12 protein-coding genes and 2 pseudogenes are annotated in these 23,328 nt (G+C 69.1%); 12 read left to right on the top strand and 2 right to left on the bottom strand.

The features are described 5' to 3' along the window. Window positions 1–5 precede the first annotated feature (5 nt). Window positions 6–7,130 (bottom strand): SpvB/TcaC N-terminal domain-containing protein, encoded by a 7,125-nt coding sequence (locus ACFYR0_RS27765; protein ID WP_389333648.1) that lies wholly within the window; start codon window positions 7,128–7,130, stop codon window positions 6–8. 399 nt (window positions 7,131–7,529) lie between these two features. Here ACFYR0_RS27765 and legP point away from each other — a divergent pair, with 399 nt between their 5' ends. The 4 genes and pseudogenes from legP to ACFYR0_RS27745 form a co-directional block, all read left to right on the top strand. Continuing rightward, window positions 7,530–8,783 carry a Dot/Icm T4SS effector Zinc-dependent metalloprotease LegP gene (gene legP / locus ACFYR0_RS27760; RefSeq protein WP_389333645.1) on the top strand — a complete coding sequence of 418 codons (1,254 nt, stop codon included), beginning with the start codon at window positions 7,530–7,532 and terminating at the stop codon, window positions 8,781–8,783. Between the two features lie 8 nt (window positions 8,784–8,791). Further along, window positions 8,792–9,769 (top strand): MvdC/MvdD family ATP grasp protein, encoded by a 978-nt coding sequence (locus tag ACFYR0_RS27755; RefSeq protein WP_389333642.1) that lies wholly within the window; start codon window positions 8,792–8,794, stop codon window positions 9,767–9,769. Continuing rightward, entirely contained in the window at window positions 9,769–10,110 is a 342-nt protein-coding gene (locus ACFYR0_RS27750; RefSeq protein WP_389333639.1) for a YbaY family lipoprotein, read from the top strand. The genes ACFYR0_RS27755 and ACFYR0_RS27750 overlap by 1 nt, the downstream gene beginning before the upstream one ends. Window positions 10,111–10,528: 418 nt before the next feature. Further along, window positions 10,529–10,783: pseudogene (locus ACFYR0_RS27745) on the top strand (deaminase); the annotation flags it as partial. Between the two features lie 431 nt (window positions 10,784–11,214). Here ACFYR0_RS27745 and ACFYR0_RS27740 read toward each other — a convergent pair. Next, window positions 11,215–11,427 (bottom strand): annotated as a pseudogene (locus tag ACFYR0_RS27740) (helix-turn-helix domain-containing protein); the annotation flags it as partial. An 838-nt stretch (window positions 11,428–12,265) separates the two neighbouring features. Between ACFYR0_RS27740 and ACFYR0_RS27735 the strand changes: the two are divergent. The 8 genes from ACFYR0_RS27735 (at window position 12,266) to ACFYR0_RS27700 (ending at window position 23,323) form a co-directional block, all read left to right on the top strand. After that, window positions 12,266–15,391, top strand: a complete 3,126-nt coding sequence (locus ACFYR0_RS27735) for a fibronectin type III domain-containing protein (protein ID WP_389333738.1) — start codon at window positions 12,266–12,268, stop codon at window positions 15,389–15,391. A 459-nt stretch (window positions 15,392–15,850) separates the two neighbouring features. Further along, entirely contained in the window at window positions 15,851–17,494 is a 1,644-nt protein-coding gene (locus ACFYR0_RS27730) for an IS4 family transposase (protein WP_389333636.1), read from the top strand. Window positions 17,495–17,554: 60 nt separating this feature from the next. Next, window positions 17,555–17,911: a hypothetical protein gene (locus ACFYR0_RS27725; protein ID WP_389333633.1), complete on the top strand. Its 357-nt coding sequence runs from the start codon at window positions 17,555–17,557 to the stop codon at window positions 17,909–17,911. After that, window positions 17,908–18,312: an IS3 family transposase gene (locus tag ACFYR0_RS27720; protein ID WP_389333630.1), complete on the top strand. Its 405-nt coding sequence runs from the start codon at window positions 17,908–17,910 to the stop codon at window positions 18,310–18,312. Before ACFYR0_RS27725 ends, ACFYR0_RS27720 begins: the two co-directional genes overlap by 4 nt. Continuing rightward, window positions 18,313–18,606 (top strand): DDE-type integrase/transposase/recombinase, encoded by a 294-nt coding sequence (locus ACFYR0_RS27715; RefSeq protein WP_389333736.1) that lies wholly within the window; start codon window positions 18,313–18,315, stop codon window positions 18,604–18,606. Between the two features lie 218 nt (window positions 18,607–18,824). Continuing rightward, window positions 18,825–22,523 (top strand): hypothetical protein, encoded by a 3,699-nt coding sequence (locus ACFYR0_RS27710; protein ID WP_389333627.1) that lies wholly within the window; start codon window positions 18,825–18,827, stop codon window positions 22,521–22,523. A 196-nt stretch (window positions 22,524–22,719) separates the two neighbouring features. Next, a complete protein-coding gene (locus ACFYR0_RS27705; RefSeq protein WP_389333624.1) occupies window positions 22,720–23,076 on the top strand; it encodes a transposase in 357 nt (118 codons plus the stop codon). After that, window positions 22,982–23,323, top strand: a complete 342-nt coding sequence (locus tag ACFYR0_RS27700; protein WP_389333621.1) for an integrase core domain-containing protein — start codon at window positions 22,982–22,984, stop codon at window positions 23,321–23,323. Before ACFYR0_RS27705 ends, ACFYR0_RS27700 begins: the two co-directional genes overlap by 95 nt. Window positions 23,324–23,328 lie beyond the last annotated feature (5 nt).

The following is a 23,328-nucleotide window of genomic DNA, read 5'->3' as shown; positions in this document are numbered from 1 at the left end:
GCTCCTCACCGGCGTCGGCCCGGCATAGCGGGAGAACCTGTCGGGACCAGGAGGAGGAAGGGGGTCCCGAAGATTTCGTTGAGCGGTTCCCACGTACCCGTGGCGGTTCCCCCGGGACCGGGCTCGTAGCTCCATCGCAGAGAACTCCCCTTCGGGGCGTCGTCATGAAGCTTTCCGGCTTTGATGTTGCTGACAGCCCAGTAGGTCGTGCCCTCGCTGCCGACGGACGCGATGCCGTGTTGCTCAGTGATCTTCTTGGCGTACTTCCAGCTGTTGCAGGAGATGAAGACCGCACGGGCGTCAGGTGTGAAGATCTCCGTCTTGAAGGCGTCGACCGGGGGAAACCGTGTGGCCTTGTTCATGTCGTAATATGGCGCGCCGGTCCCTCCGTGCCCGAGGTAGAACCACTGGCGCACGTTTCCGGCCTTGTTCAGTTCCTCAGCGACCTTGTCCTCTTCCACCGTGCGAACCTCATAGGTCACCCAGGGTCTGACCTCGAGCCACTCCTCCTGGCTGCTGTCCCCGGGGACCGCTCGTGCGTCCAGGCGGCGTTCGCTGAAGTGGCGCACTGCGGCCTCGATCTGCTCTCTCAGCTTCTCCGGTGTGTCGGGAGGGATGAAGACGAGCACATGGTCACCGGAACGGACGGGTCCGGCGAAGTCTTCGGCCGTGTCCTTCGTGAAGAGAGTGACGGCATGGCGGGCGATGGTCTCCCTCGAAGCATGCCGATTCGTCGACTTGTCGCCGTCACCGCTGCTGCGGTCGGAGTTGCCGATCATCACGGCGTGGGTCTGTGGACGGTTCCCGGCTGTCGTGCTCTGCCGCCCGGTCGGGTCAGTGAAGAGCAGAGGATTGTCCCGGGCGTAGGCGTAGGTGTTGCAGCCGTCCACCGGTCCGGCCGGATCGGAGCTCGTCCAGCGGCCCCACCCCGGCGTGTAGCTGCGCGCACCCATCGGCTGGAGGCCGGTCTCCTCATCGCGGGGCATGCCGGTGAACCGGTAGCGTTTGCGTCGGAAGCCGCCAAAGCTGGTCTCGCCATAGGGGAAGTACTCCTCGCGGGTCGCCCACCGCCCCGTGTCGTCGGCGGTCAACGCGGTGCTGCCCAGATGGTCGGCCAGCTCGTAGCTGACCGGCGGTCCGAAGTCGTCGGGGTGCCGATCCCCCGTGCGGATTACCGTGACCTGTGACGCCTCGTCGTGAAGGCGCAGCACTGTGCTCCTGCCGCCGCCGTCGACGGCCCATGCGTGGTGCTCGGCAAGTGCACCGAGGTAGACCGTGCTTTCGTCATGTCCCGCTCCAGGGCCGCGACGCACCCACTTCTTGACCCGGTTGCCCGCCGCGTCGAACAGGTAGCGCGCCCGGACGGACATCGCAGCACCGGCGCCCTCCGTGAAGGCGGTCATACGACCGGCGTGATCCCAGCGATGGGTGCGACTGTCGCCCTCGGTGATCAGGTTGCCGGCGTCGTCGTAGCCGAGAGCCAGGTCGCCGCCGGGATTGCGCACCGAGGTGAGCCGGTTGTCCGCCGGCTTCGCGGAGTCACCGGGCTCCAGGCCACCCATACCGAAACGCCGATGCCAGCCCGACACGGTCGGCCCGGTTGTCGGCCGGTAGAAGAGGTCACGCAGGTTGCCCGTCTCGTCGTACCGATAGGTCTCGACGTATGCGGTGGTGACCTCGGGGCCGTTGATCTGGTCCGGTCTCGCGGGGCCCGGAGTGTACGGGGAACCGACGGCACCGCATCGGGGCAAGTCCTCCGGTGGCCTCGCCGTGGCCAGGTCGGCGCAGCCGCGGCCGGTGGCAGAGGTCAGCCGGTAGAAGGGGTCGTAGGTGAACTCCCGCGTCAACGTGTCTCGTCCGGACGCCGTCCCGGCCACGCCGCATCCGGGGGTGTGCTCCTCGATGCGGGTGACGTTCCCCGCCAGGTCGTAGGTGTAGGTGAGGTCCTGGAGCGGCGGCCCGGTGCCGGTCCAGGTGTCTCCGGTCGAAAGAGCGCGTTCGCTGCGCAACCGCCGCAGTCGGCGGGAGCCGGAATCATAGGAGTAGCGCGTCATCAGGCCGTTGCCGTAAACGACGAGGACGCGTCGGCCCTGCGCGTCGTGGGCGATGAGCGGGACGTGGAGATGCCCGTCGACCGCCATCGCCCGCAGTGCGCCGCAACGGCCGTAGCGGCGGACGACGATCTGTCCGCCCGGGGACTGTGTCTCCACCACTCGCCCGAGGGCGTCGTACCGGGTGCGGGTGAGCAGTCCGGTGGGTTCCAGCACGTCGTCGGCGCCGTCGGCTGCCCAGTCCGGTTCCCACCCGGCGGCGAGCGCGGCGTCGGAGACGACATGTCGTGTTTCGCCGAGGGCACGGCCCGCGAGGTCGTAGGCCTCGATCCGCAGGCGTCCGGCTTCGTCGTCGTGGCTCCAGATCCTGCCCAGGGCCCGCGCCCCGACCGCCTTCTCACGGCCCGCTCCGGGGGGCAGGGCGTCGCCGTGGACGACACGCTCGCGCAGGGTCAGCGGCCCCCCACCCTTGTCGCGGGCCAGCACGGTGCGAGGGCGGCCCAGACCGTCATATGTGCGCAGCGTGAGTGCGTTGCGGGCGTCGGCGGTCAGGACGGTCGAGCCGCGGGCATCCGGCACGGACCACCGCGGTCCGCTGTCGATGCCGGTGACCCGCAGCGGTCTGCCGGTCAGGTCGTAGACGTACTCGAACGCCCTGCGGCCCATCTCGTCGGCGATGACCAGGACGTTGCCATGCACGTCCCTGGTGGTGCGGGTGAGGTGGTGGGCGACGGCGTCCGGACCACCGTGGGTGAGAGCACAGACGCTGCGGCCCAGTGCGTCGTTGACGGTGACGAGCGGGGTGAAATGATGTGCGGCGGGCGCTGCCTGGGCCAGCGATGTGCCGTCCGGAGCGATCGACGACGGAGCGAGGTCGTTCTCGTCGTAGACGGTGACCGTCCAGGGGGACGGAACGACGTGAGCCGGATCGGCCGGGTCGGACGGGGAGCCGTACAGAGTGCGGCGCTGGGAACCATCGGGGTGGACGACGCGCACCGGGCGCCCGAGCGCGTCGTAGGAGGTCACAGTGGGGCGTTCACCGACTCCGGATGTGTAGTTCCAGCCATGGCCGAACACAGGCGGGCGGGTCTCGACGACGCGACCCTTGTTGTCGTACCGCTGCGACCCGCTGACGACGACCCGGTCCGGCCGCCGCCGGCCGACGGCCGGGCCTGCCTCACCGGGTCCTGCAAGCCCGCTGTCGCTGTCCGTGTCCCCCTCGCCGAAGGCGAGTTCGTCGGCCTGGGTCCGGGTCTGCAACAGGCGTGCGAAGCCGTCCGAGTACTCCCTGGACTCGATCATCTCGTCGGAGACACCGTCCGTGGCGTGCCAGATCCGGCGCAGGGTACGTGCGCAGACGGGCTGCCGCCGGGTGGCGTAGGCGGTGAGATCGTAGTCGTGCCGGATGCCGGGCCGCTCCAGGGTGTCACCGTTCCCGTCACGGTCGACGGTGGCGACGAACGACACGAGACCGAGTCCCTGATAGCCGATCGTCGTGGCGGTGCCGTTGGGGTCCAGAACCCGTTCGGGCCGGCCGACGCGGTAGTTGTAGTTTGCCGTCGTCTCCAGAACCGCATGGTCCGTACCGGCCGAGGCCCGTATCCGGACGGGGAAGAGCTGGTAGGGGTCCGGGAAGAGCGCTGTCTCGTGGCCCAGGGGATCGCGGACGGCGCGCAGCAGCCCCCGGCCCGAAAGTCCCGCCTCATCAGGGAGTTGAACGTCGTACATCTGCATGGTCGTGTCGGCGTACCACCCCTCTGTATGGACGGCCCCTGCCCGCTCGCGCCGATACCCGAGCACGCCCTCGGACAAAGCCCCCTGAGGTGTTCCGTCCGGCGTCGGCGCGGTCCCTCCGAGCTCCTTCGGGCGCCGCTCCCGGTAGGCATCGTCGAGCACCGAGTCGGTGAAAGCGAGTTCCTCGGTCCGGGTGAGCAGACCATGCTCCCCGGTCTCACCCGCGGGCAGACCGGTGAACGCGGGGCCGTCGTAGTGGTGCACCGTGTGTCCGACGAGCGTGACCTCCTCCGGAGCCAGAGCGTCGAAGGCGGCGACCACTGCCAAGGCGACTCGTACCTGGTCGGAGAGGACGGCGCAGACGTCGGCCGGGGCGTGCTCCGTCACGGTGGGAGGATTCGCGAGGGCGTACCGGCGGATCTGCGCGACACGGTCGTACGGTGCCAGGCCGGTGGGCGTGGTCGCGTATGCGGTACGGGTGTGCAGGGCGATGACGGACAGCGGGTCCACGTCGACCGCCCCGACGACCGCCGCCGTCAACGGCTTCCTGCACACAGACCGGCGTGGGGCCGCTACTTGGGTATGGCGTCGCGGCTGGCCATGGGCGTCGTAATCCCCGGTGAACGAGAAACGCGTCTGCGGATCGTCGCCGCGTTCCCAGTTCGTTGTGCAGCTCGCGGTTTCGACGGCGAGGAAGGAACGGTGCCCGCCCGGGCCGCGCAGGTTGGACTCCTCTCGCAGCGCGTAGGCGTGTTCGGTCACGGTGTAGGGGCGGTCCTGCAGGGGTGTGCCGTCCAGGGCGTACACCTCGCTGCGCAGCACCCGGCCGCGCAGCGCTCGCAGGGCGTCGCGGCGGGCGGCGCGATCCGGGGCACCTCCCGGTAAGCAGAGCGCGCGCAGAAAGCCACGGATGGTATCGGTGTGGCCGAGCAGCGGAGGTCCGCCGGGCCAGAACTCGTGTGCCAGATCGAGCTCCTCCCAGGGGACGTCCCGGTCGGCATCGACCGGGCCGAGGTGGTACCAGGTGCGGGTGAGTGTGGGAGGGGAGATCGATGCCTCGGGGACCAGGGGGAGCGAATGGTCAGGGTGCGGACCCCCTGCATGGTGAGGGGCGAAGCTGTCGGTCTGCTCCGCGTAACCGAAGCCCCGGAACTCTCGGTCCCGGCCGTCCCAGTAACCGTGCCGGTAGCGGTAGGCGCTGGTCAGTGAGCTGCCGGAGACCTCGTCGATCGTCTCCATCCGCGCCACCACCGGAACAGGGGTGGGCAGCGGCGTGCGCCAGGCGGTGGACGGCCGCGTTGCGTCGGAGGCCGCGTACGCGGCGGACGAGGCGTAGGCGACCCGGGTGACGGCCCCGAGCTGGTTGTCGATCTCGGTCAGCAGCCGTGGCGATCCGCCGCCGCTGAGGTCGAGGAAGTACATCGACGCCCGCCCGGTGCCGGCACGGACGGTGTCGCGGCTGAACAGGATGCCGCTCGTGCCGGTGCCCAGCAGGTCCGTGAGCCGCATGTCCCAGGTGTCTTCCGGGACCCCCGGGACGGTCAGCGGCGGGCTCCACGAGGTGCCGCTGCGGTTGAACCAGACAGTGATCCGTCCGTCCACGGCGTGGACGAGATCAGCGGCTCCGTCGCCGTCGAGGTCGCCGAGCAGCAGGCGCCCGGGTTCATGGCTGATGGGAAGGTCGGGTACCGCTGCCATGCGGGTGCGGGGGCCGAACCGGCCGTGACCGAGGCTGGGCCAGTACTCCACCGACCTCCCGTGGACGAACACCAGGTCGCGCAGGCCGTCGCCGGTCATGTCGGCCCATCGAACCCTCGGGTCACCCGGAGTGACGGACGGTGGTGGCTGTCCGGCGGCATCGGGCGCGAACCGTGCGGGCCGTGGGCCGCTCCAGCCCGCCTCGGGGTCACTGAAGAAGCACAGCAGGCGGGTGCCGGCCAGGACGGCATCCGTGACGCCGTCGCCCGTGAGGTCGACGAGTTGCGCGGCGGGATCCTTCAGATCGGTGCTCGGCAATGTCCGGTAACGACTCAGCGGACCCCAGTCAGGACCGAAGCGCAGCGGGAAGAACCCGGCGACAGCGGGAGTCGTCACCATCAGATCGGCACGGCCGTCGCCCTGCGCGTCGAGCAATTGCACCTCCGGGTCGCCGAGGGCCAGCCCGGCGGGAGCCTGGGGCATCGGCCGCGGCCGGTCGAACACCCCGCTCCCCAGGTTCCGCCAGTAGCGGGCGGTGCCGTTGAGGTGCAGAACATCCGGCAGGCCGTCCCCGGTCAGGTCGACCAGCTCGTGGTCAGCGCTCGACATCGCTATGCCGGGCGGGTCCGAACCGGTGACCGGCTGCAGGCGGCACCTGTCCGGATCGAGCAGCCCGTAGCCGAACCTCACGCTCGGCAGGTCGTGCTGTTCGACGCCCATGTCGTCGTACCCGACCAGCGTCACATCAGTGAGGAGTGAGACACCGTTGTGGCCGTCCTGCTCATAGGCGAAGTCGTAGCGGCGGACAGGCTGGTCCACACCGGCGTGCACGGCCGTACGCAGGCAGCGATACCGGCGGGTCGTGCGGATCTCGAACCCGGCGCGGTACGAGGAGAAGGCATCCGGCCTCGCTTCTGACTCCAACGTGACGCTCGCGAGGAACCGCTGGGACCCGTCCGGGGCGGTGTAGTCGCCGTAGCGGATACGTCGCAGCAACGGACGACGCCAGACATGAGCGCCTGCGGCGCCCTCATCTGCGTCGTACTCGTAGACGACGAGATTTCCCAGCAGATCGCGGGTGCTGGTGAGCGACCAGGCGAAAATGCGGTCAGGGTCGTGCGGATCAGCAGTGACGGCCGGATCCCGCCAGTTGACGGCGGCACCGTCGGGGCGCGGCGTGCCGTAACAGCTGATCAGACCGTCCTTGTCAGTGACTTCCCAGTAGTCCGAACTCCCGGTGCCGCCGTCCCGGCCGTGACGCACGATCTCGGCGAACAGCCCCTCCGTCCGCGGGCGGTACCGCAAGCCGTCGGCCAACTGCTCGACAGGTAGCAGGTCCTCCGCACCCGAGAGGACGAACGTGTCCACGCCCTGGCGATACACCGGCACCGGGGACGTCTTGCGCGTCACACCCGGAACGGACAGGTTCCAGCCCTGCCCCAACAGACCGTTGCCGTATCCCGTGCTGTAGACGAGATCGAGCCTCGGCTGCAGGCCGCCGCGCCCAGCAGGCACCTCGATCGGCAGGGTCAGACCGCCTGCGCCGGTTTGGAGGTCAGGAACGAACGTAGTGCCGATCCCGCTGAGCGCTCCCCCGCCAGAGGGCAAGGAGATGATCTGATCTGGTGCACTGGCCGCGTCCCCCACGGCGTCACCCCCAACCCGCGCCGGAGAGCCAACAGTGTGGCCCGGACTCGTCGGCCGCCGGGAGGAGTTCCGCGAAGAATACGTCCTTTGCCCCTCGGTCTCTCAACATCTCGTCGTGGTGAGCGCGGACTACCCTGATGTCCGCGTCCCGGCCCGCCGTGTACGACGGCAAACACTCCGGCCTTGAGGTAGCGCTGAGTGCCGCGGGTCTCGGAGGTGTGATGGCGCTCGTGTGCGGCGAGCGCGTCGGAGGCAGAGCCTGACAGCGCCCGGCGGGCGAGGGCCCCGGCCTCCACCCGTACGGGCGCGCTGGACGGGCGGCTCGGCGTGCGACGTGTGAACGCTGGTGAGGGAGCCACCTCCCGAGGCTCATGTCCCCCGCCGCAGTGAAGGTGACGTATGAACGCCGACCCATCGGGATCCACCCGGCGAACCCGGAAGACCGCTGCCCGCGGTGCCACCGCCAAGAAGACGGCCAAGAAGGCCACCCCCGCCAAACGGCAGCCCGCCCGCAAGACGACCGCCTCCGGCAACGGGGGCAGCGGCGAGCTCCGGTCGGGTCCCGTCGCCGGAACCACGCTGGTGGACGGCGCGACCTTCCGCGCCAAGGCCCTCCACTACGCCGAGGTGGAGGGGCTCGCGATGTTCGAGGGCGACATCGTGCTCGGTACGGTCGAGGAGCTGACGCAGGAGTCCGACGCGGGGCCGGTGCTCTTCTCCATCGGGATCCCAGCGGTCGAGCAGGGCCGCCAGCGACGCTGGCCCGATGCGACGGTGCCGTTCGAGATCGACCCCAGCCTGCCCGACCCGCAGCGCGTCATGGACGCCATCGCCCACTGGCAGTCCCGCACCCGCATCCGGTTCGTCGAACGCACCCCTGCCAACGCGGCTCAGTTCCCGGACTTCGTACGGTTCGTGCCGGGCAGCGGGTGCACGTCCAACGTGGGCCGCCGCGGCGGCATGCAGAAGATCACGTTGGGCCCCAGCTGCTCCACCGGCAACGCCATCCACGAGATCGGTCACACGGTGGGGCTGTGGCACGAGCAGAGCCGCGAGGACCGGGACCAGCACGTCACGATCGTGTTCGCGAACATCAAGCCGGACATGCAGCACAACTTCCTGCAGCAGATCGCGGACGGCGACGACCTCGGCCCGTACGACTTCGGCTCGATCATGCACTACCCGGCCACGGCCTTCGCGATCGACCCGAACCAGCCGACGATCGTTCCCCGGACGCCGCTGCCTCCCGGCGTGACGATGGGACAGCGCTCGGGACTCTCCCAGGGCGACATCGACGGGGTGCACATGATGTATCCGGCCCCGCAGGCGACCACGGTCAAGGAGATCTCCAAGGATCCTGTCTTCGACACGACCATCAAGGAGATGTCGAAGGACCCCGTCTTCGAGGGCACCCACAAGGTTCCCTTCCACGACCTCATGAGCCCGCCGGCTCCCAGCATTCCGTTCGTGCTGGCAACCCCCCACCAGTCACCGGCGATGACCGGACAGACGGACGGAGTGGCCGAGCAGGTACGCCAGCTGGGCCAGATGGTCGCTTCACTGCAGCAGGGGCTGTCCGCGGTGCAGGCCGGCTACAACCTCCTGCTGGCCCAGGTCGGCACCCAGCCCGTCGCCGCCGGACAGCCCCGATGATCCTGGTCGTGTCCCACGACGAGGACCACACCCGCGCGGTTCTGCGCAGGCTGGAGGCGGCCGGACGCGAGGTGGTCCGTCTCGACCTGGCCGACTTCCCCACTCGCGGCGACGTCACGCTCGACTACGCCGCGGCCGGGGAACCGGTCTACACAGTGCGCACGCCGACGGCCCACGCCCACCTGGAGCGCTGCCGGGCCGCCTGGTGGCGGCGCGTGCGCCCCTTCACCGTCGACCGCCGACTGGGCACACTCCGCGACCAGAGCTTCGCGATCAGCGAGACCGGCGAGGCGCTGCACGGCCTGTTCCACTCCCTCGACTGCACCTGGGTCAATCCACCCGCACTGGACGCCGTCGCCCACCACAAGCCCTACCAGTGGAACGTGGCACGTCGCACGGGGCTTTGCCTGCCCCGGACCCTGGTCACCAACCAGGCTGAGCGGGCCCGCCGTTTCATCCACGAGACCGGCGTCGGCCACACCGTCTTCAAGGGCTTCGTCGCCTCGGCCGACGCCTGGCGAGAGACCCGGCTCGTACGAGACGAGGACCTGACGGTCCTGGACGCCGTACGCTACGCCCCTGTCATCTTTCAGGAGTACGTGCCGGGGAGTGATCTGCGGGTGACCATCGTGGGCGACCGCGTCTTCGCCGCGGAGATCGACGCCTCGCAGACGGGATATCCGGTGGACATGCGCATGGTCGTCGACGAGGCGCGGGTGCGGCCGGTCGAGCTGCCCGCGGCCGTCACCGACCGGCTCCTGCGTGTCATGCGGGCTCTCGGCCTGGTGTTCGGCGCCGTCGACCTGCGTCGGCGGGCCGACGGGGAGTACGTGTTCCTGGAGGTGAACCCGGCGGGCCAGTGGTTGTTCGTGGAGGAGCGGACCGGACTGCCGATCACGGCGGAGGTGGCCGCGCTCCTGTCGCGTCTCGACGAACGTGCGCCCGAACCGGCCGTGGCAGCAGGCTCACTCGCGGGAGGGGCGTGATGACGCACACCGTCACGGGTTTTGTGACCCTGCCGTCCGACACGCCGACCGGTACGGCCGCCTCTCTCCTGGTCGAAGTCCGCGACGTCTCCGTGGCCGACGCGCCTTCCACCATCGTCGGTGCACAGGTTCAGACGGACGTGCCGCTCGCTCCGGGAGGCCGGGTTCCCTTCCGCGTGAACGTGTCCGAACTCGACTCGTCGGCCACGTATGGACTGCGCGTGCACGTCGACCGCTCAGGAAGCGGCACGCTCGAGTCGGGCGACCTCATCAACACGCAAGCCATACCTGTGCGGACCGAAACCGTCGAACGTCTCGAGGCGCCGGTCGATCTCGTGTGAGCCAGTGCTGGATTCCTCTCGGACAAGCGGCCGGTGGTCCGCGGCGGGAGCCCAGTCGAGGTCCAGCCCTGCCAACGCCTCGGCAGCCGCGGCAGTGGTGGCGTCGTCTGCGCGCAGCCCTCGACCGCTACGCCGCCGCAGGCACCGCGTCTTCCTCAGCTCCTCCAGGAGGACAACCGGCGCCTGCGGCAAGCGGTCGAGCACGCATGGAGATCATTCCCCGACCACATGCATAGCGCGATCGTGTAGGGCCACGGGCCCTCCGAAGCAGTGCCGCTCCCCCGACGTCATCGACTGCAGCGTGATGGGTTTTCTCGTCGCTCCACGGCGCAGCCGATGAGTTTGTGGCTCTCGGCCGGTCCAAGCTCGTGACACCCCGGAAAAGGACACCGCCATGTAGGAGCTTCTCGTCGACTTCATCACCTCCCTCGACGGCCACGCATCGGGAGAGGGATGGCCCGGGTTCTGGGGCCTCGAGGGCCTTGAGTACCTCGCACGGCTCGCCGAGCAGCCCGAGCCCACCTACCTGATGGGAGCGAACACCTACCGCCTGATGTCGGGTCTCGCCGCAGGCGAGGTCCCGAATGGCCAAGGCGAGTTCAAGCCCGAAGAAGAGGCGTCCGTCGACGAGCTCACGCAAGCGTCCAAGGTGGTGTTCTCCTCCTCGCTCGAGGAGCGGCTCAGAGTCCGGTCACCAGGCCGGTAGCGACTTCTACCGGCACGTTCTCCAGGATGGTCGCGGGCAGGTGGCTGGTGAGCAGGGCACGCCATCACGGAAATTGAGAGGATGCGCCCGGTTCGATGGATGCCTCTTCGACGCCGCGCGCACCCCACGGCCGACGGAACAGCCGGAAGATCCCTCCACCGCAGGCCCACAAGACGGACGGGCCGTGCCAGGTCCACGGCCGCATGCGGCCGCCGCGCAGCGGCCCGGCTCTTGCCGTATGAGCGCGAGGACCAATGTCGGCGCCCATCTCGATCACCGGACGTTAGAGTCGGCGCGGGGCATCCCGGCAGCACATCGCCCGGTCTGCACGCAGCCCGCCGACCGCCGACGCGACCGACGGCCTGGCCGCCCGCTACCGACCCCACTGCGTTGTCGACCGGCACCCCTTTCCCCTCGCAGTACCGGTGCAGCGTCGAGGTGCTCATGTGCGCCTGCTTCGCCAGAGCCTCACAACTCAGCCCGGACCACTCCTCCAACTCGCGCAGCAGCGCGGCGAAATCGGGCTGCCTCTTCCGCTGCCCCACCAGTCCCCATCCCGTTCGGCATCCCAAGATCGCCACGTTCCTCCAGGCCAGAGCCAGCGCGGACATCCCAGCGTTCCGAAACTCCCGGTGGAATGGCGGACGGGACGCCGCACGCTACAAGCTCGGGCCAGCCAAGCACGACACTTCGCCGGAAACACAGTGACCGATCCCACCCAACTCGCTTTCAGAAGACGGCACTTCCACGCCCACGCGCACACCGCACACCCACGCCGCGCCCAGGCCGATCTTCGGGTCGGCCCCCTCCGGGGGCCAGGCCTCACCCCTCTACCCAGGAAGGTAAGAACCCGGCATGGCACCAACCTGAGTCCCACCCGCCGCGAGGCGCGACAGCAGCCCTGGCATGAGCAGGCATGTTTCGCGGCGAGCGCCGTCGGCCTGCCGACCACCGGCCGCACCGCGGCCTCGCGGGCGGCGCCGCGGACGTGGCTCCGCCAGCCATCGCGGCCACACCGACAGCACTTGCCACCGGATACGACAGGCTGACAGGGCTGCCGCTGTCCGCCTACGGCACCTCCGAGCAGGACGACGTCCTGCTGTACCTGACGAACGAGGCGCTGGTCGCCCGCTGGAAGAAAGGCCGCGGATACACCGGCTATGCAGACCAGAAGAAGACTCGGACGGCCGCGAAGACGAAGGAAGAAGCAGAGAAGCGATCCATCCGGCCAGCGCCTGGGACTACATCGGGAGTGCAACCACGAAGCGGATCGGATTCCACGCAAACGTGCCGGTCCCGTCTTCAAAGGCCCGACCGGGCAGGAGCTGAAGGACTACAACGCCAAGTCAATTTTTTGGGGGGATGCAGGGAATGGACGCAGTTCAGCGTCGAAAGCCTGGGACGAGAGGCTACAGCCAAGGAGCCCCAACGCTCCGCAGCGTGATCACGATGTTGGCATGCGCCGCGCTGATGGCGATACTGGTCGGCCCCGCGCGGGAGGCGAGCGCCGCTCCGCAGGACATCGCGAACCTGCGCCTGGCCACGTGGAACATGCAGGGCGCCACCAACGGGCGCGACAGCAAATGGACGGCGGGCGTCACCCAGCTGGTTCGAGGAAGTACGGACCGGGCCGTGCTTCCGAGCAACATCGTGGCCCTGCAAGAGGCGGGCAGTTCCCCGCCGCCCACAGTCCAGAACGGGGTCCCCGAGGTTCGCGCTCGGTCGGGGAATCTGACGGTGACCGAGAGTCTTTGGCAACCTGGTAGTACCGACGAGTACCGATACGTCTACTTCATGGAGACGGATCCGACCGGGCACCGGGTGAACCTGGCCATGGTGACCGACCGCGTCGCAGAAGAGGTGGTCATCATCCCGCCGGGTCTCTCCAACGGCGAGTCACGGGAATCGTTCGGGGTGAGATTCGGTACGACCTGGTTCTTCACCTTGCATGCGCTGTCCGGGAGCGGCAATGACGGGCCGGGCCTGTTGCGGAACATCGCAGCCGCGGCCGGCGGGAACAGCTGGGTCGCCCTCGGCGACTTCAACCGGGATCCGGTCCGCCTCTATCGGGACATGCCGCTCGACGGCAACGGCAACCGCATAGGGGTCGTGACGAACACGGGGCAGGCGACGTATCAGGGCAGCAGCGAACTGGACTACATGGTCACCTCCGGCGACCTGGTGGGCGTCCTCGCCCCGAATCGTCTGCGCAATCCCGGCGGTTCGGACCACACACCCGTGCAGTTCGGGTCGGCGCTGGCCGCCTCGGCAACCGCGTTCCAGATCACCGCGACCGACGTGCCACCCGGCATCGGAGCCACCGTCCAGGCCCCGAGCATGGAGCACGAGGCGACCCTTGACGACGATCTGCGCGGCGCGCAGAACTGGCACTTCCAGAACTACAGCTCCGAGGACAAGACTGCGCAGATAGCCAATTCCGATCCGGATATCGGGTGCATGGCCTTCTGGGAGGACGGCACCATGAGGACGACGCCGTGCGTCACGGAGCGGGACCAGGTGCCACCGGAGCAGAAGATGACCATCGTCGACGCCGACGTTCCCGGCGAAGGGCGCGATGTGGAGATCCGGCCGTTCTCCCAGCCCGACTACTGCCTGTACGCGTCCTATCAGTGGCAGCAGCCGAGCGGCTTCTCGGGCCGGAGTACCTGGCGGAACTGCAGGGCGTTTCAGTCGAGAGCGGCAGCCGAGGCGGGAGGAGGCAGCCATTGGACCCTCACCCCGGTCCGCCGAGTGATGATCGTCGGCGATTCCATCACGCAGGGCCGCGAAGGCGACTTCACCTGGCGTTACCGGCTGTGGCAGTGGTTGCGGAGCCAGAAGGTCGCCGTAGACTTCGTCGGGCCGTACTCCGGCACGTTCACCCCCGACAAGCCGGCCCCGCCCTCACGTCCGCTGCTTCCGGGTGAGACTCCGCCCGACCAAGGCCCGCGCACCACGGGTGGGTATGCGGTCGACATCCGCGAGCCCCAGAGCCCAGCCTCCGGACGGCCGACCGACATCAGATTCGACAGTGACCACTACGCGCACTGGGGACGCCAGGCCGCGCAGGTCAAACGGGACATCCGGCAACAGGTCGCGACCTACCGGCCCGACCTGATCCTGCTTGCGGTCGGCTTCAACGACATGGGCTGGTTCGTCAGCGACGAACACGGCACGTTGGATAGCGTCGGGCAGATCATCGCCCAGGCCCGCGAGGCCAACCCGAGCGTTGATTTCGCGTTGGCCAACGTGCCGCAGCGCACGAAGATCGGCGGCCGGGACGACCTCATCGCCAAGACCGACCACTACAACAGCCTTCTTCCGCAGTCCATGGCGACATGGCATGCGGACGACAGCCCCATCTCCAACATCAGTCTCGTCGACTGGGCGGGCCGGTACGCGTGCTCTCCCACGAACTGCCCATCCGGGTACGACGGTCTGCATCCCAACGAACACGGGGAGTACGAACTCGCCGTGGCCTTCGCGGAGGTCCTGCGCAAGGACTTCGGTTTCGGCGCCAGCGCCATGGACGCGCCCGCCACCGTGCCCGCAAGGCTCACTCCCGCCTTCCCCACCAATGTGCGAGCGGCATCCACCCCACTCGGCGTCACGGTGACCTGGGACCCGGTGTACGGGGCCGTCGACTACGACGTCCGGTCGCGGATCGCGGGCCAGACAGCATGGAGCCAGGGCAAGGCCTTCAGCAACCGGACCGACACCACATGGACCGTCGACGGCATCGGCTGGGAGTACCAGGTGCGGGCCAACATGGGCTGCCGCTGGCCCACGGACCCCCGTGAACCCCACGGCTGCACGCAGACCACATCGGGATGGTCCGGCACGGTCAGCGCCACCGCCCATCCACAGACCGCACCGCCACCGACCGACATCGCCAGCCGGCCCAGCGCCACCGGTGTCGACGTCGCCTGGACCCCACCGACGGGACCGCACACCGACACCATCGACCGCTACGAGATCATCCTGTACGACAAGGACACCCCCGGCGCCTTTCTCACCAGTACCGGAGCACGAGGCACCGTCGCGCACATCGACGGCCTCATCCCCGGTCACCGCTACCTCGTCGCGATAGCGACCTGGAACGCGGTCGGCGGCGGCCTGCCCGCCCTGGCCCGCCCGGTCACCGTCGGCGTCGGCACCCCGTCCGCACCGACGGATCTGGAGGTCACCTCCACCGACGCGACGACCGTCCAGCTGGACTGGAACGGCTCCAACGACGCCGCCGGCTACCGCGTGTGGGTCCGCAACATCAGCGGCGGCGACAAGGACGGCAGCATCTCCAAGGCCGACGAGGACATCGTCGAGGGCACGAGCAAGGGAATCGGGTTCCTGTTCCCCGGAGTATGGAACTACGAGTTCTGCGTGACCGCTGTCAACGGCGTCTACGAATCCGGCAAGTCGAACTGCGTGGTGGCGCCCCGACCGGCAGGCAGCCTCCGGTCGAGCTCCCCAAAGGCCGCCCGGCCGAGCGAGGGCGACCGAACGCGGCAGGCCGTGCAGAAGTTGCTGGACCTCCCGAAGCCGGTCGACCGGCCCGGTCCGACACCTGGGAGGTGACCAGCTGTGGCAGGCCCGCACCGCTCGCTCACGAGCAGTACGGGCCTGCCACAGAAATCGCCGGAAGTCCCGCAACACGTCGACGACCGCCGTGGCGTAGGCACGGCCACGTCGCAAGTCTCCCGCGCAGCGGTTCCAGCTCGGCCCGTACGCTGACGTCGACTCCCGGCATTTCGCCGACCTGTCGCTCATGACCGGTCCAGCAGCCTGCCGCATAAGGGCGAGAATGCGCTGGCAGTCCGGCGAGAGTGTGGTCTCCTCCATGTCGGGCGGGCGGTGCGGGATCAACGTCACCGCCTGCCCAACTGCCTGGGCGCCGGCGCGGCTGAAGTTTCCCCAAGGCCGGGTAGTTAGCGTTTTCGCAGGTCACGCAAGGAAGTTGGGAAAGTCCTGACGTGGGGCAACGGAGCTCGTTGGTACAGGCAGTCGTCCAAGACAGCTTGTCCAGAAGGAGCTCCGTTGCCCGAGCATTGTGTCCTGCAACCGCCGCTGGCGACCATCACCCGTACGGTCATAGTGGCCGCGGGTCGGTTCGCGCCGGGCCATCTGGGAGAACTGACACCGATCATGCCGTTCGAGCTGGTCGATGCGGTCTTGTCGGAGACACGGACCGTGCAGCGTCGGCTGCGGGATCTTCCCTCGCGGGTCGGGGTCTACTTCCTGCTGGCGATGTGTCTCTTCCCCGAGGTCGGCTATCGGCTGGTGTGGGCCAAACTGACGGCCGGCCTGCGGGGGATTCCGGTTGTCCGCCCGAGCACGAAGGCGCTCCGTGACCTGCGCCGAAGGGTCGGCAGCACGCCGGTGCGGGCGTTATTCGAGGTGCTGGCCGGCCCGTTGGCCCGGCCGACCACGTCGGGGGTGCGGTTCGGCCCGTACCGGACGGTGTCGTTCGACGGCTGCAGCTCGCTCAAGGTGCCGGACAGCGAGCGTAATCAGGCCTGGCTGGGGCGGTGCCCGCACGGCGGGTATCCCCAGGTCGAGCTGATGACGCTGGTCGAGACCGGCACCCGGTCCGTGATCGCAGCGGTCTTCGGCCCCACCCGGGAGGGCGAGACCTCCTACGCCACCAGGCTGTTGCACCATCTGAGCCCCGAGATGCTGGTGCTGTGGGACCGGGGCTTCGACAGCAACGACTTCTTCAGCGCCGTACACGCCACCGGCGCACAGCTCCTGGGCCGCATCCGCCGGCGCCGCCGCCCACCGGTCCTCCAGCCGCTCGCCGACTCCTCCTACCTCTCGGTCATCGGCGGCGTCCCGGTGCGCATCATCGAAGCCCGGGTGAGCATCACCTGCACCGACGGCAGCACCTTCGAGGGCTCCTACCGCCTGGCCACCACGCTCCTGGACGCCCGCCGCTACCCCGCCGACCGCCTCGTGCACCTCTATCACGAGCGCTGGGAGCACGAGAGCGCCTACTACGCGCTGCGCCACACCATCCTGCACGGACGCGTCCTGCGCTCGCACGACCCGGCGGGCGTCGAGCAGGAGATGTGGGCCCTGCTCACCCTCTACCAGCTCCTGCGCCGCACCATGGTCCAGGCGGCGGAGTCCCAGCCGGGCACCGATCCAGACCGCTGCGGCTTCACCATCGCCCTCCAAACAGCCCGTGACCTACTGGTAGGTGCGCAAGGCATCTTCGAGCAGGGCATCGGAGAGATCGGCCGGCGCGTTCTGTCGGCGCTGTCACCCGCACGGCGGGCCCGCGTCAGCACCCGCAAGGTGAAGTCCCCCACTTCCCGTTACGCGGAACGGAAAATGGACGGCCGCCCCGATGCCAGCAAGGCCGTGACCTCAACGGCGATCACGCTCCTGCCGCCACCGGTGCCGGAGCCCGCATTGCCCACGACCACGGTCCCCCAGTACGTCGGCCCCGGCCAGACCAGCACCCGCATGACACGCGTCCTGGCCATCCTGCAGGCCGAACCCCAACGGCTATGGCGCTCACGGGAGATCGCCGAACTCCTCGGCGACGTCACCCTCGTCGCCACCTACCGACAACTCGCCCGCTGGACCGAGAAAGGAATGATCAAAAGGGTCCGCACGGGACGTTACGCGGCCATAACGCAGGAAACGGTCCCCTTGCGTGACCTGCGAAAACGCTAACTACCCGGCCTTGGGGAAGCTTCAGACTGAGGCGACCCCTGTGGTGTGGACACTCTGACAATGGATCTTGCAGATCCGAGCGAAGGTGTACTGGTGGGACGTAGGTCTCCGTATCCGGTGGAGTTCAGGAACGATGCCGTCGCGCTGTACCGCGCGGCGGGCGGGAAGCGCACGTACGCGGCGGTCACGGCGGATGCCGGGGCGAGCGGCGAGACCCTGCGGAGCCGGGCGCGCCAGGCCGACGAACACGCGGGCCGCGATCACGGCCGTGGCGAGCAGAGCGCGGAGAGCCGGGACGAGGAATCGGCCCGGCCGCGCGCGGAGAACGGCCGGCTGCGCAAGGCAGAGAAGGAATGGGAACCCGAGCGGGAGATCCTGCGTCGGGCAGCTGCCCATTTCGCGAAAAAGATGAAGTGAAGACCCGCCGCCGGGACTTCGTCTCCGCACATGCAGAAGCCTTCGGCGTCCAGCGGATATGCCGGGTCCTGCGGGTCTCGCGCCCGGGCTGCTACCGGTGGCTCGCCGGAGCGAGGGCCCGTCGGGAGCGGCAGGCCGCCGACGACGCCCTGCCCGTGGAGATCCGCGAGATCCATGCCGGGCTGCGCGGCTTCGGGCACACCGTCAACCGCAAGCGCGTCGGGCGCCTGATGCGCCGGCCCGGTATCGAAGGACGGCGCCTACGGCGCAGCAAGCGCACCACGGTCCCCGGCCGGCTTGCACCACCGGCCCCGGATCTCGTCCAACGCAACTTCTTCGCCGGGCAGTTGAACGAGAAGTGGTGCGGCGACATCACATACGTGCAGGCCAGCGGGACATGACTGTATCTCGCCTGCGTCATCGACATCTGTTCGCGCCGGGTGCCCGGCTGGTCGACGGCCACTCACATGCGCACGGAACCGGTCGTCGACGCCCTGGAGATGGCCGTGGCGACCCGCGGCGGCCACGTGGACGGGGTGATCTTCCATGCGGACAGGGCTCGCAGTACACATCGGCCGCGTTCGCGCAGGTTCGCGACGGTTTCGGGATCTGCAGGAGCATGGGCCGGGTCGGCTCGGGCTACGTCTGTCAGTCTTTTCGCGCCAGGCCCCCGGGAAAATGCGGTCATTGCGTAGCACTGTTGATCGTTTATGGCTTTCGGCGGTGCCAGCCTGGGCTGTCCGGCAATATGCCTGTTCATGGGGCGATTGCCGGCGGGGATGGGTGAGCTGGTGGGGCATGGCACGGTGCTCGGGTCCGAGTCAGGGCTCGTGGGCAAGGGGGTTGCAGCGCGGATCCCCGACCGCGGCCCGCGCCCGGCTTTCAACACCCGCGAACCGGTCGGGGAGGTCGGGTGACACGGGCGCAGCCGGACCGCCAGCAGGAGGCGTTCGGGGCGGGTGAACAGCAGGGTCCGGTCGCTGTGGTCCTCACGGCATTGTCTGTGGAGTACGAGGCCGTCCGGGCGCACCTCACCAGTGTCCAGACCCTCGTGCACCCTTCCGGCACCCGTGCCGAGTGCGGCCGGTTCGCCGGGACCTCCTGGCAGGTGGCGCTCGCCGAGACCGGTGAGGGCACGCTGACCGCCGCGGCCCTCACCGAGCGCTTCCACACCTGGCTGCGCCCGCAGGTCCTGCTCTTCGTCGGTGTCGCGGGCGGGCTGAAGGACGACATCGAGGTCGGGGACGTCGTGGTCGCCACCAAGGTGTACGGGATCCACGGCGGCAAGCAGACCCCGCACGGTTTCCTCGTACGGCCCGAAGCCTGGCGCACCTCCCACCGCCTGGAGCAGGCCGCCCGGCACGCCCTGCGCGGCAGGGCCCACTTCAAGCCGATCGCCGTCGGGGACGTCGTCCTCGCGGACGCCGCCTCCGCGATCGTCCGCCACCTCAACGAGCACTACAACGATGCCGTCGCCATCGAGATGGAAGGCGCCGGCGTCGCACAGGCCGCCCACCTCACCGGTGATCTGGACGCTCTGATCATCCGTGGCATCAGCGGCAAGGCCGACGCACACAAACACCAGCGGGACGCCGAAGGCTCGCAGCAGCCAGCCGCCCACAACGCCGCCCAGGCCGCAGTCGCCCTCCTGCAAGAGCTGACAGGGCGCCCCGCGTCCGGGTCTGGGGCAGGGACCGGTGGGCAGCGCGGTGACGTGGGGCCGGGCAGGCCGATCGGTGAGTGGGATCCACATGCCCTGGAGGTCCACCCGGCGGGCCCCACCCTGGCAGAGTCCGGTGCGCTCGCGCCGGGACGGTCGACGCTGCCGGGGTATGTGGCGCGGGAGCACGACCGGGTGCTGGCGCGCGCGGTGCGGGATGCGGGCCAGGGCCGCAGCCGGATGGTGGTGCTGGTGGGCACCTCTTCGACCGGGAAGACGCGGGCGTGCTGGGAGGCCGTCCAGCCCCTCGCTGAGAAGGGGTGGAGGCTGTGGCATCCCTTCGACCCGACCCGGGCCGAGGCAGCACTCGAGGAACTGCAGCATGTGGGGCCGCGCACCGTGGTCTGGCTGAACGAAGCCCAGCACTACCTCGGGAAGCGGGCGGACGGTGAGCGGATCGCAGCGGCCGTGCACCAGCTGCTGGTCAGCCCGCAGCGCGGGCCGGTCCTCGTACTGGGCACGCTCTGGCCCGAATACGCTCGCCAGTACACGTCCCTGCCCACCCCGGGCGAGGAAGATCCACACAGCCGGGTGCGGGAACTCCTGTCTGGCTGCACGCTGAGCGTCCCGGACAGCTTTGATGCTGGCGCCCTGGCCAAGGCCGTCGCACTTGCCGAGGGTGGTGACCGGCTGCTGGCCGACGCCGTTTCCCGTGCCCGCGCCAACGGGCGCATCACCCAGGATCTGGCCGGCGCTCCCGAGCTCCTCAAGCGCTACCTGCACGCAACACCAGCCGCCATGGCACTCCTGGAGGCGGCCATGGACGCCCGCCGTCTTGGCGCCGGCCTCCACCTCCCCCAGGCTTTCCTCATCGACGCTGCCACCGATTACCTGTCCGACATCGACTACGACCAGCTCACCGACGACTGGGCTGAACGGGCGTTGGCCGAACTCGCCGAACCGGTCCACGGCAAACAAGCCCCTTTGCGCCGTACCAGCAGGCGACCCTCACGACGAGGCTCTCCCATCCCAGCTGCCGGCGCGCCGTTCTCGCACCCGGCAGGACCGCTGTTCCGTCTTGCCGATTTCCTCGAAGAACACGGACGCCACCATCGCGTGGGGCAGCTGCCCCCTGTCGGGTTCTGGGGCGCAGCCGCAGACCACGTCCGCCCTGTCGACCTGCACACCCTCGGTGAAACCGCCCGGCGATGCGGTCTGTACCGGGAGGCTGCCCAGCTGTTCAAGACCGCCACCGCACGCGGCGGGTCCCAGGGGGCAAGCGACCTCGTCCACCTCCTGCACAGCCTGCACCCCGCCGACCACCGGCCTGCCGAGTGGGTTGCAGCCAACGCTTCAGTCGACGACCCATTCGAAGTGACCACGCTGCTGAGGAACCTGTGGCGCGGCGGCACAGTCGACCAGGCAGCCGCCCTCGCCACGCGAGCTGCCGCTCACGCAGCGCTGGACGACCCGTGGGCGGTGGCCCACTTGCTGTTCAGCCTGCACTATGCCGGAGCGCACACGCAGGCGGCCGCTCTGCTGGCCCGCGCCCCCGCTGCCCACGTCGCACTTGACGACGGGCGTGCAGTGGCGAATCTGCTGTACAACCTGATGGCTGTCGGGGCAGAGGAGCAAGCCGCCGTCCTGCTGGCCCGCGACCCCGCCGGCCACGTGCCTCTCGACTCACCCAGCGCGGTGGCCGATCTGCTGGAGGGCCTGCAGAGGATCGGTGCGCACGACCAGGTCGCCATTCTGGCCACACGAGCTGCCGCCCACGTATCCCTCGACGACCCGCGTTCTGTGGCCGAAGTGCTGGACCTCTTACACAAAGCCGGGGCGCACAAGCAGGTGGCCGCCTTGTTGGCCCGCAACCCCGCCGCCCACGTCCGCCTCGACGCCCCGGATGCGGTGGCTGTTTTGCTGGACGGCCTGCACCATGCCGGAGCGGACCACCATGCGGCTGTCCTGCTGGCCCGTGACCCCGCCACCCATGCCGCACTCGACGACGGGCGCGCTGTGGCCGTGCTGCTGGAGAGCCTGCGCAATGCCGGGGCGGACGAACAGGTCACCACCTTGAGCACACGGGCAGTCGAGCATATGTCCCTTGATGACCATGGCGCGATGGTCCTGCTACTGGGCAGACTGCGGGAAACAAGGCAGAACGAAGACGGCGCCGCCCTGACTGCTCGAGCCCTGGCACGCGTCCCCATCCACGATTCGGTCACGGTCGCCGATCTGTTGTACGGCCTGCGGAATGCAGGGGCAGACAGCCAGGTGGCCGACCTCCTGGCCCGTGAACCCGCTGCCCATGTAGCTCTCGATGACGGGCGAGCCGTGGCTGTGCTGCTGGGTAGTCTGCTGGATGCCAGAGCGAGCCACCAAGTGGCCGCCCTCTTGGCTCGCGACCCCGCCACCCACATCACCCTCAACTCACCCATCGCGGTAGCCCTGCTGCTGGACAGACTGCGGGACGCCGGAGCGAGCCACCAGGTGGCCGTCCTGCTGGCTCGCGATCCGGCCACCCACGTGCCCCTCGACTCACCCACCGCGGTGGCCGATCTGCTGGACTGCTTGCGGGATGCTGAAGCGGATCACCAGGTGACTGAACTAGCCGCACGAGCGGCTGCCCACGCACCGCTCGACGACCCGCGCGCAGTAGCAGTGCTGCTGGACAGCCTGCGAGCCGCCGCGGCACACACACAGGTGGCCCACTTGGCCACACGAGCCGCCGCCCACATGCCACTCGGCGACCCTGCCGCGGTGGCGGTGCTGCTGGACAGCCTGCGCGCTGTCGCCGCACACCCACAGATGGCCGATCTTGCCGCACGGCTTCCTGCGGCGGGTCTCTTCGATCAGTTCATCAAGCTCAATGGCCACCAGGAGCATTTCCGATTCGGTCGGAACACCGATGGCTGCGCCGCCCTCCCGTGGACGTGGGAAGACCTGCCATGAGCCGTCCATGCAGATGAAGGCCGGTCAGCTGCACGCCGACGGCAAGTCCGTCGGCACCCACGACGACGTTGTGGAACTTGAAGAGGTCGGCGACTGAACGCGACGCTCGGACTCTGACCAGAGCAGCGAGGTCTTTCAGGGTGAGCTGAACCGGATTTTGCAGCGGTCCTGAAGCCAGGCCTGATCTCCTCGGCAGATGGGAGAACACAGGTCCGATGCCTGCACCACGGAAGTACCCAGAAGGTACCCCGACGAGCCGCGTGAGCGGGCCGTCCGCGAAGTCCAGACCTCAGACCGTCCGGTCGCGCACGTGGCCCGGGACCTGGGCGTCCCCAAGGAAGCCCTGCGCGGCTGGGTCCGCCAGGCCGGGCCGACCAGGGCGCCCGTCTCGATCGGCGCGTCCACCACCAGCCCGACGCGAGGGCGCGCACGCGGCCCGCTGCACCGTCGAGCGCCTGATGCACGAAGACAGCCAGGAAGGCGTGGCCGAGGCCCTCAACGGCTCCTCCAAGGCCGAACCGATCGAGCACCAAGACCCCTGGCGGGACACTGACCATGTCGAACACGCCGTCGCCGCCTGGGTCGGCTGGTACAACACCGAACGGTTGCAGTCGGCTCTCGGCTACGGCCACCGCACTGCATTGGCACCACCGCGCGGCGGGCCGTGCTCTCGAACTGCCGCGCCCCGGTGGGGGCGTCGACATCAGGGCCGTGGACGCCGTGGCCCTGATGGACCCCGAGGGGGCTCAGCACGACATCGTCCAGGCCACCGGCCGCGCTCTGTGTCAGAAGCCCGGTGAGAGAA

Origin of the sequence: Streptomyces sp. NPDC005017 (genome assembly GCF_042873115.1) — a bacterium.
Lineage (GTDB): Bacteria > Actinomycetota > Actinomycetes > Streptomycetales > Streptomycetaceae > Streptomyces.
Note: the sequence above shows the minus strand (reverse complement) of the source record. Positions and strands in the feature narration are given on the sequence as shown.

Bases quoted from the DNA above. Each gene is read 5' to 3' on its own strand.
- ACFYR0_RS27705 (WP_389333624.1), top strand. From the start codon at position 22,720: ATGGGAGAACACAGGTCCGATGCCTGCACCACGGAAGTACCCAGAAGG.
- ACFYR0_RS27735 (WP_389333738.1), top strand. From the start codon at position 12,266: ATGTTGGCATGCGCCGCGCTGATGGCGATACTGGTCGGCCCCGCGCGG.
- legP (WP_389333645.1), top strand. From the start codon at position 7,530: ATGAACGCCGACCCATCGGGATCCACCCGGCGAACCCGGAAGACCGCT.
- ACFYR0_RS27750 (WP_389333639.1), top strand. From the start codon at position 9,769: ATGACGCACACCGTCACGGGTTTTGTGACCCTGCCGTCCGACACGCCG.
- ACFYR0_RS27700 (WP_389333621.1), top strand. From the start codon at position 22,982: ATGCACGAAGACAGCCAGGAAGGCGTGGCCGAGGCCCTCAACGGCTCC.
- ACFYR0_RS27725 (WP_389333633.1), top strand. From the start codon at position 17,555: ATGGATCTTGCAGATCCGAGCGAAGGTGTACTGGTGGGACGTAGGTCT.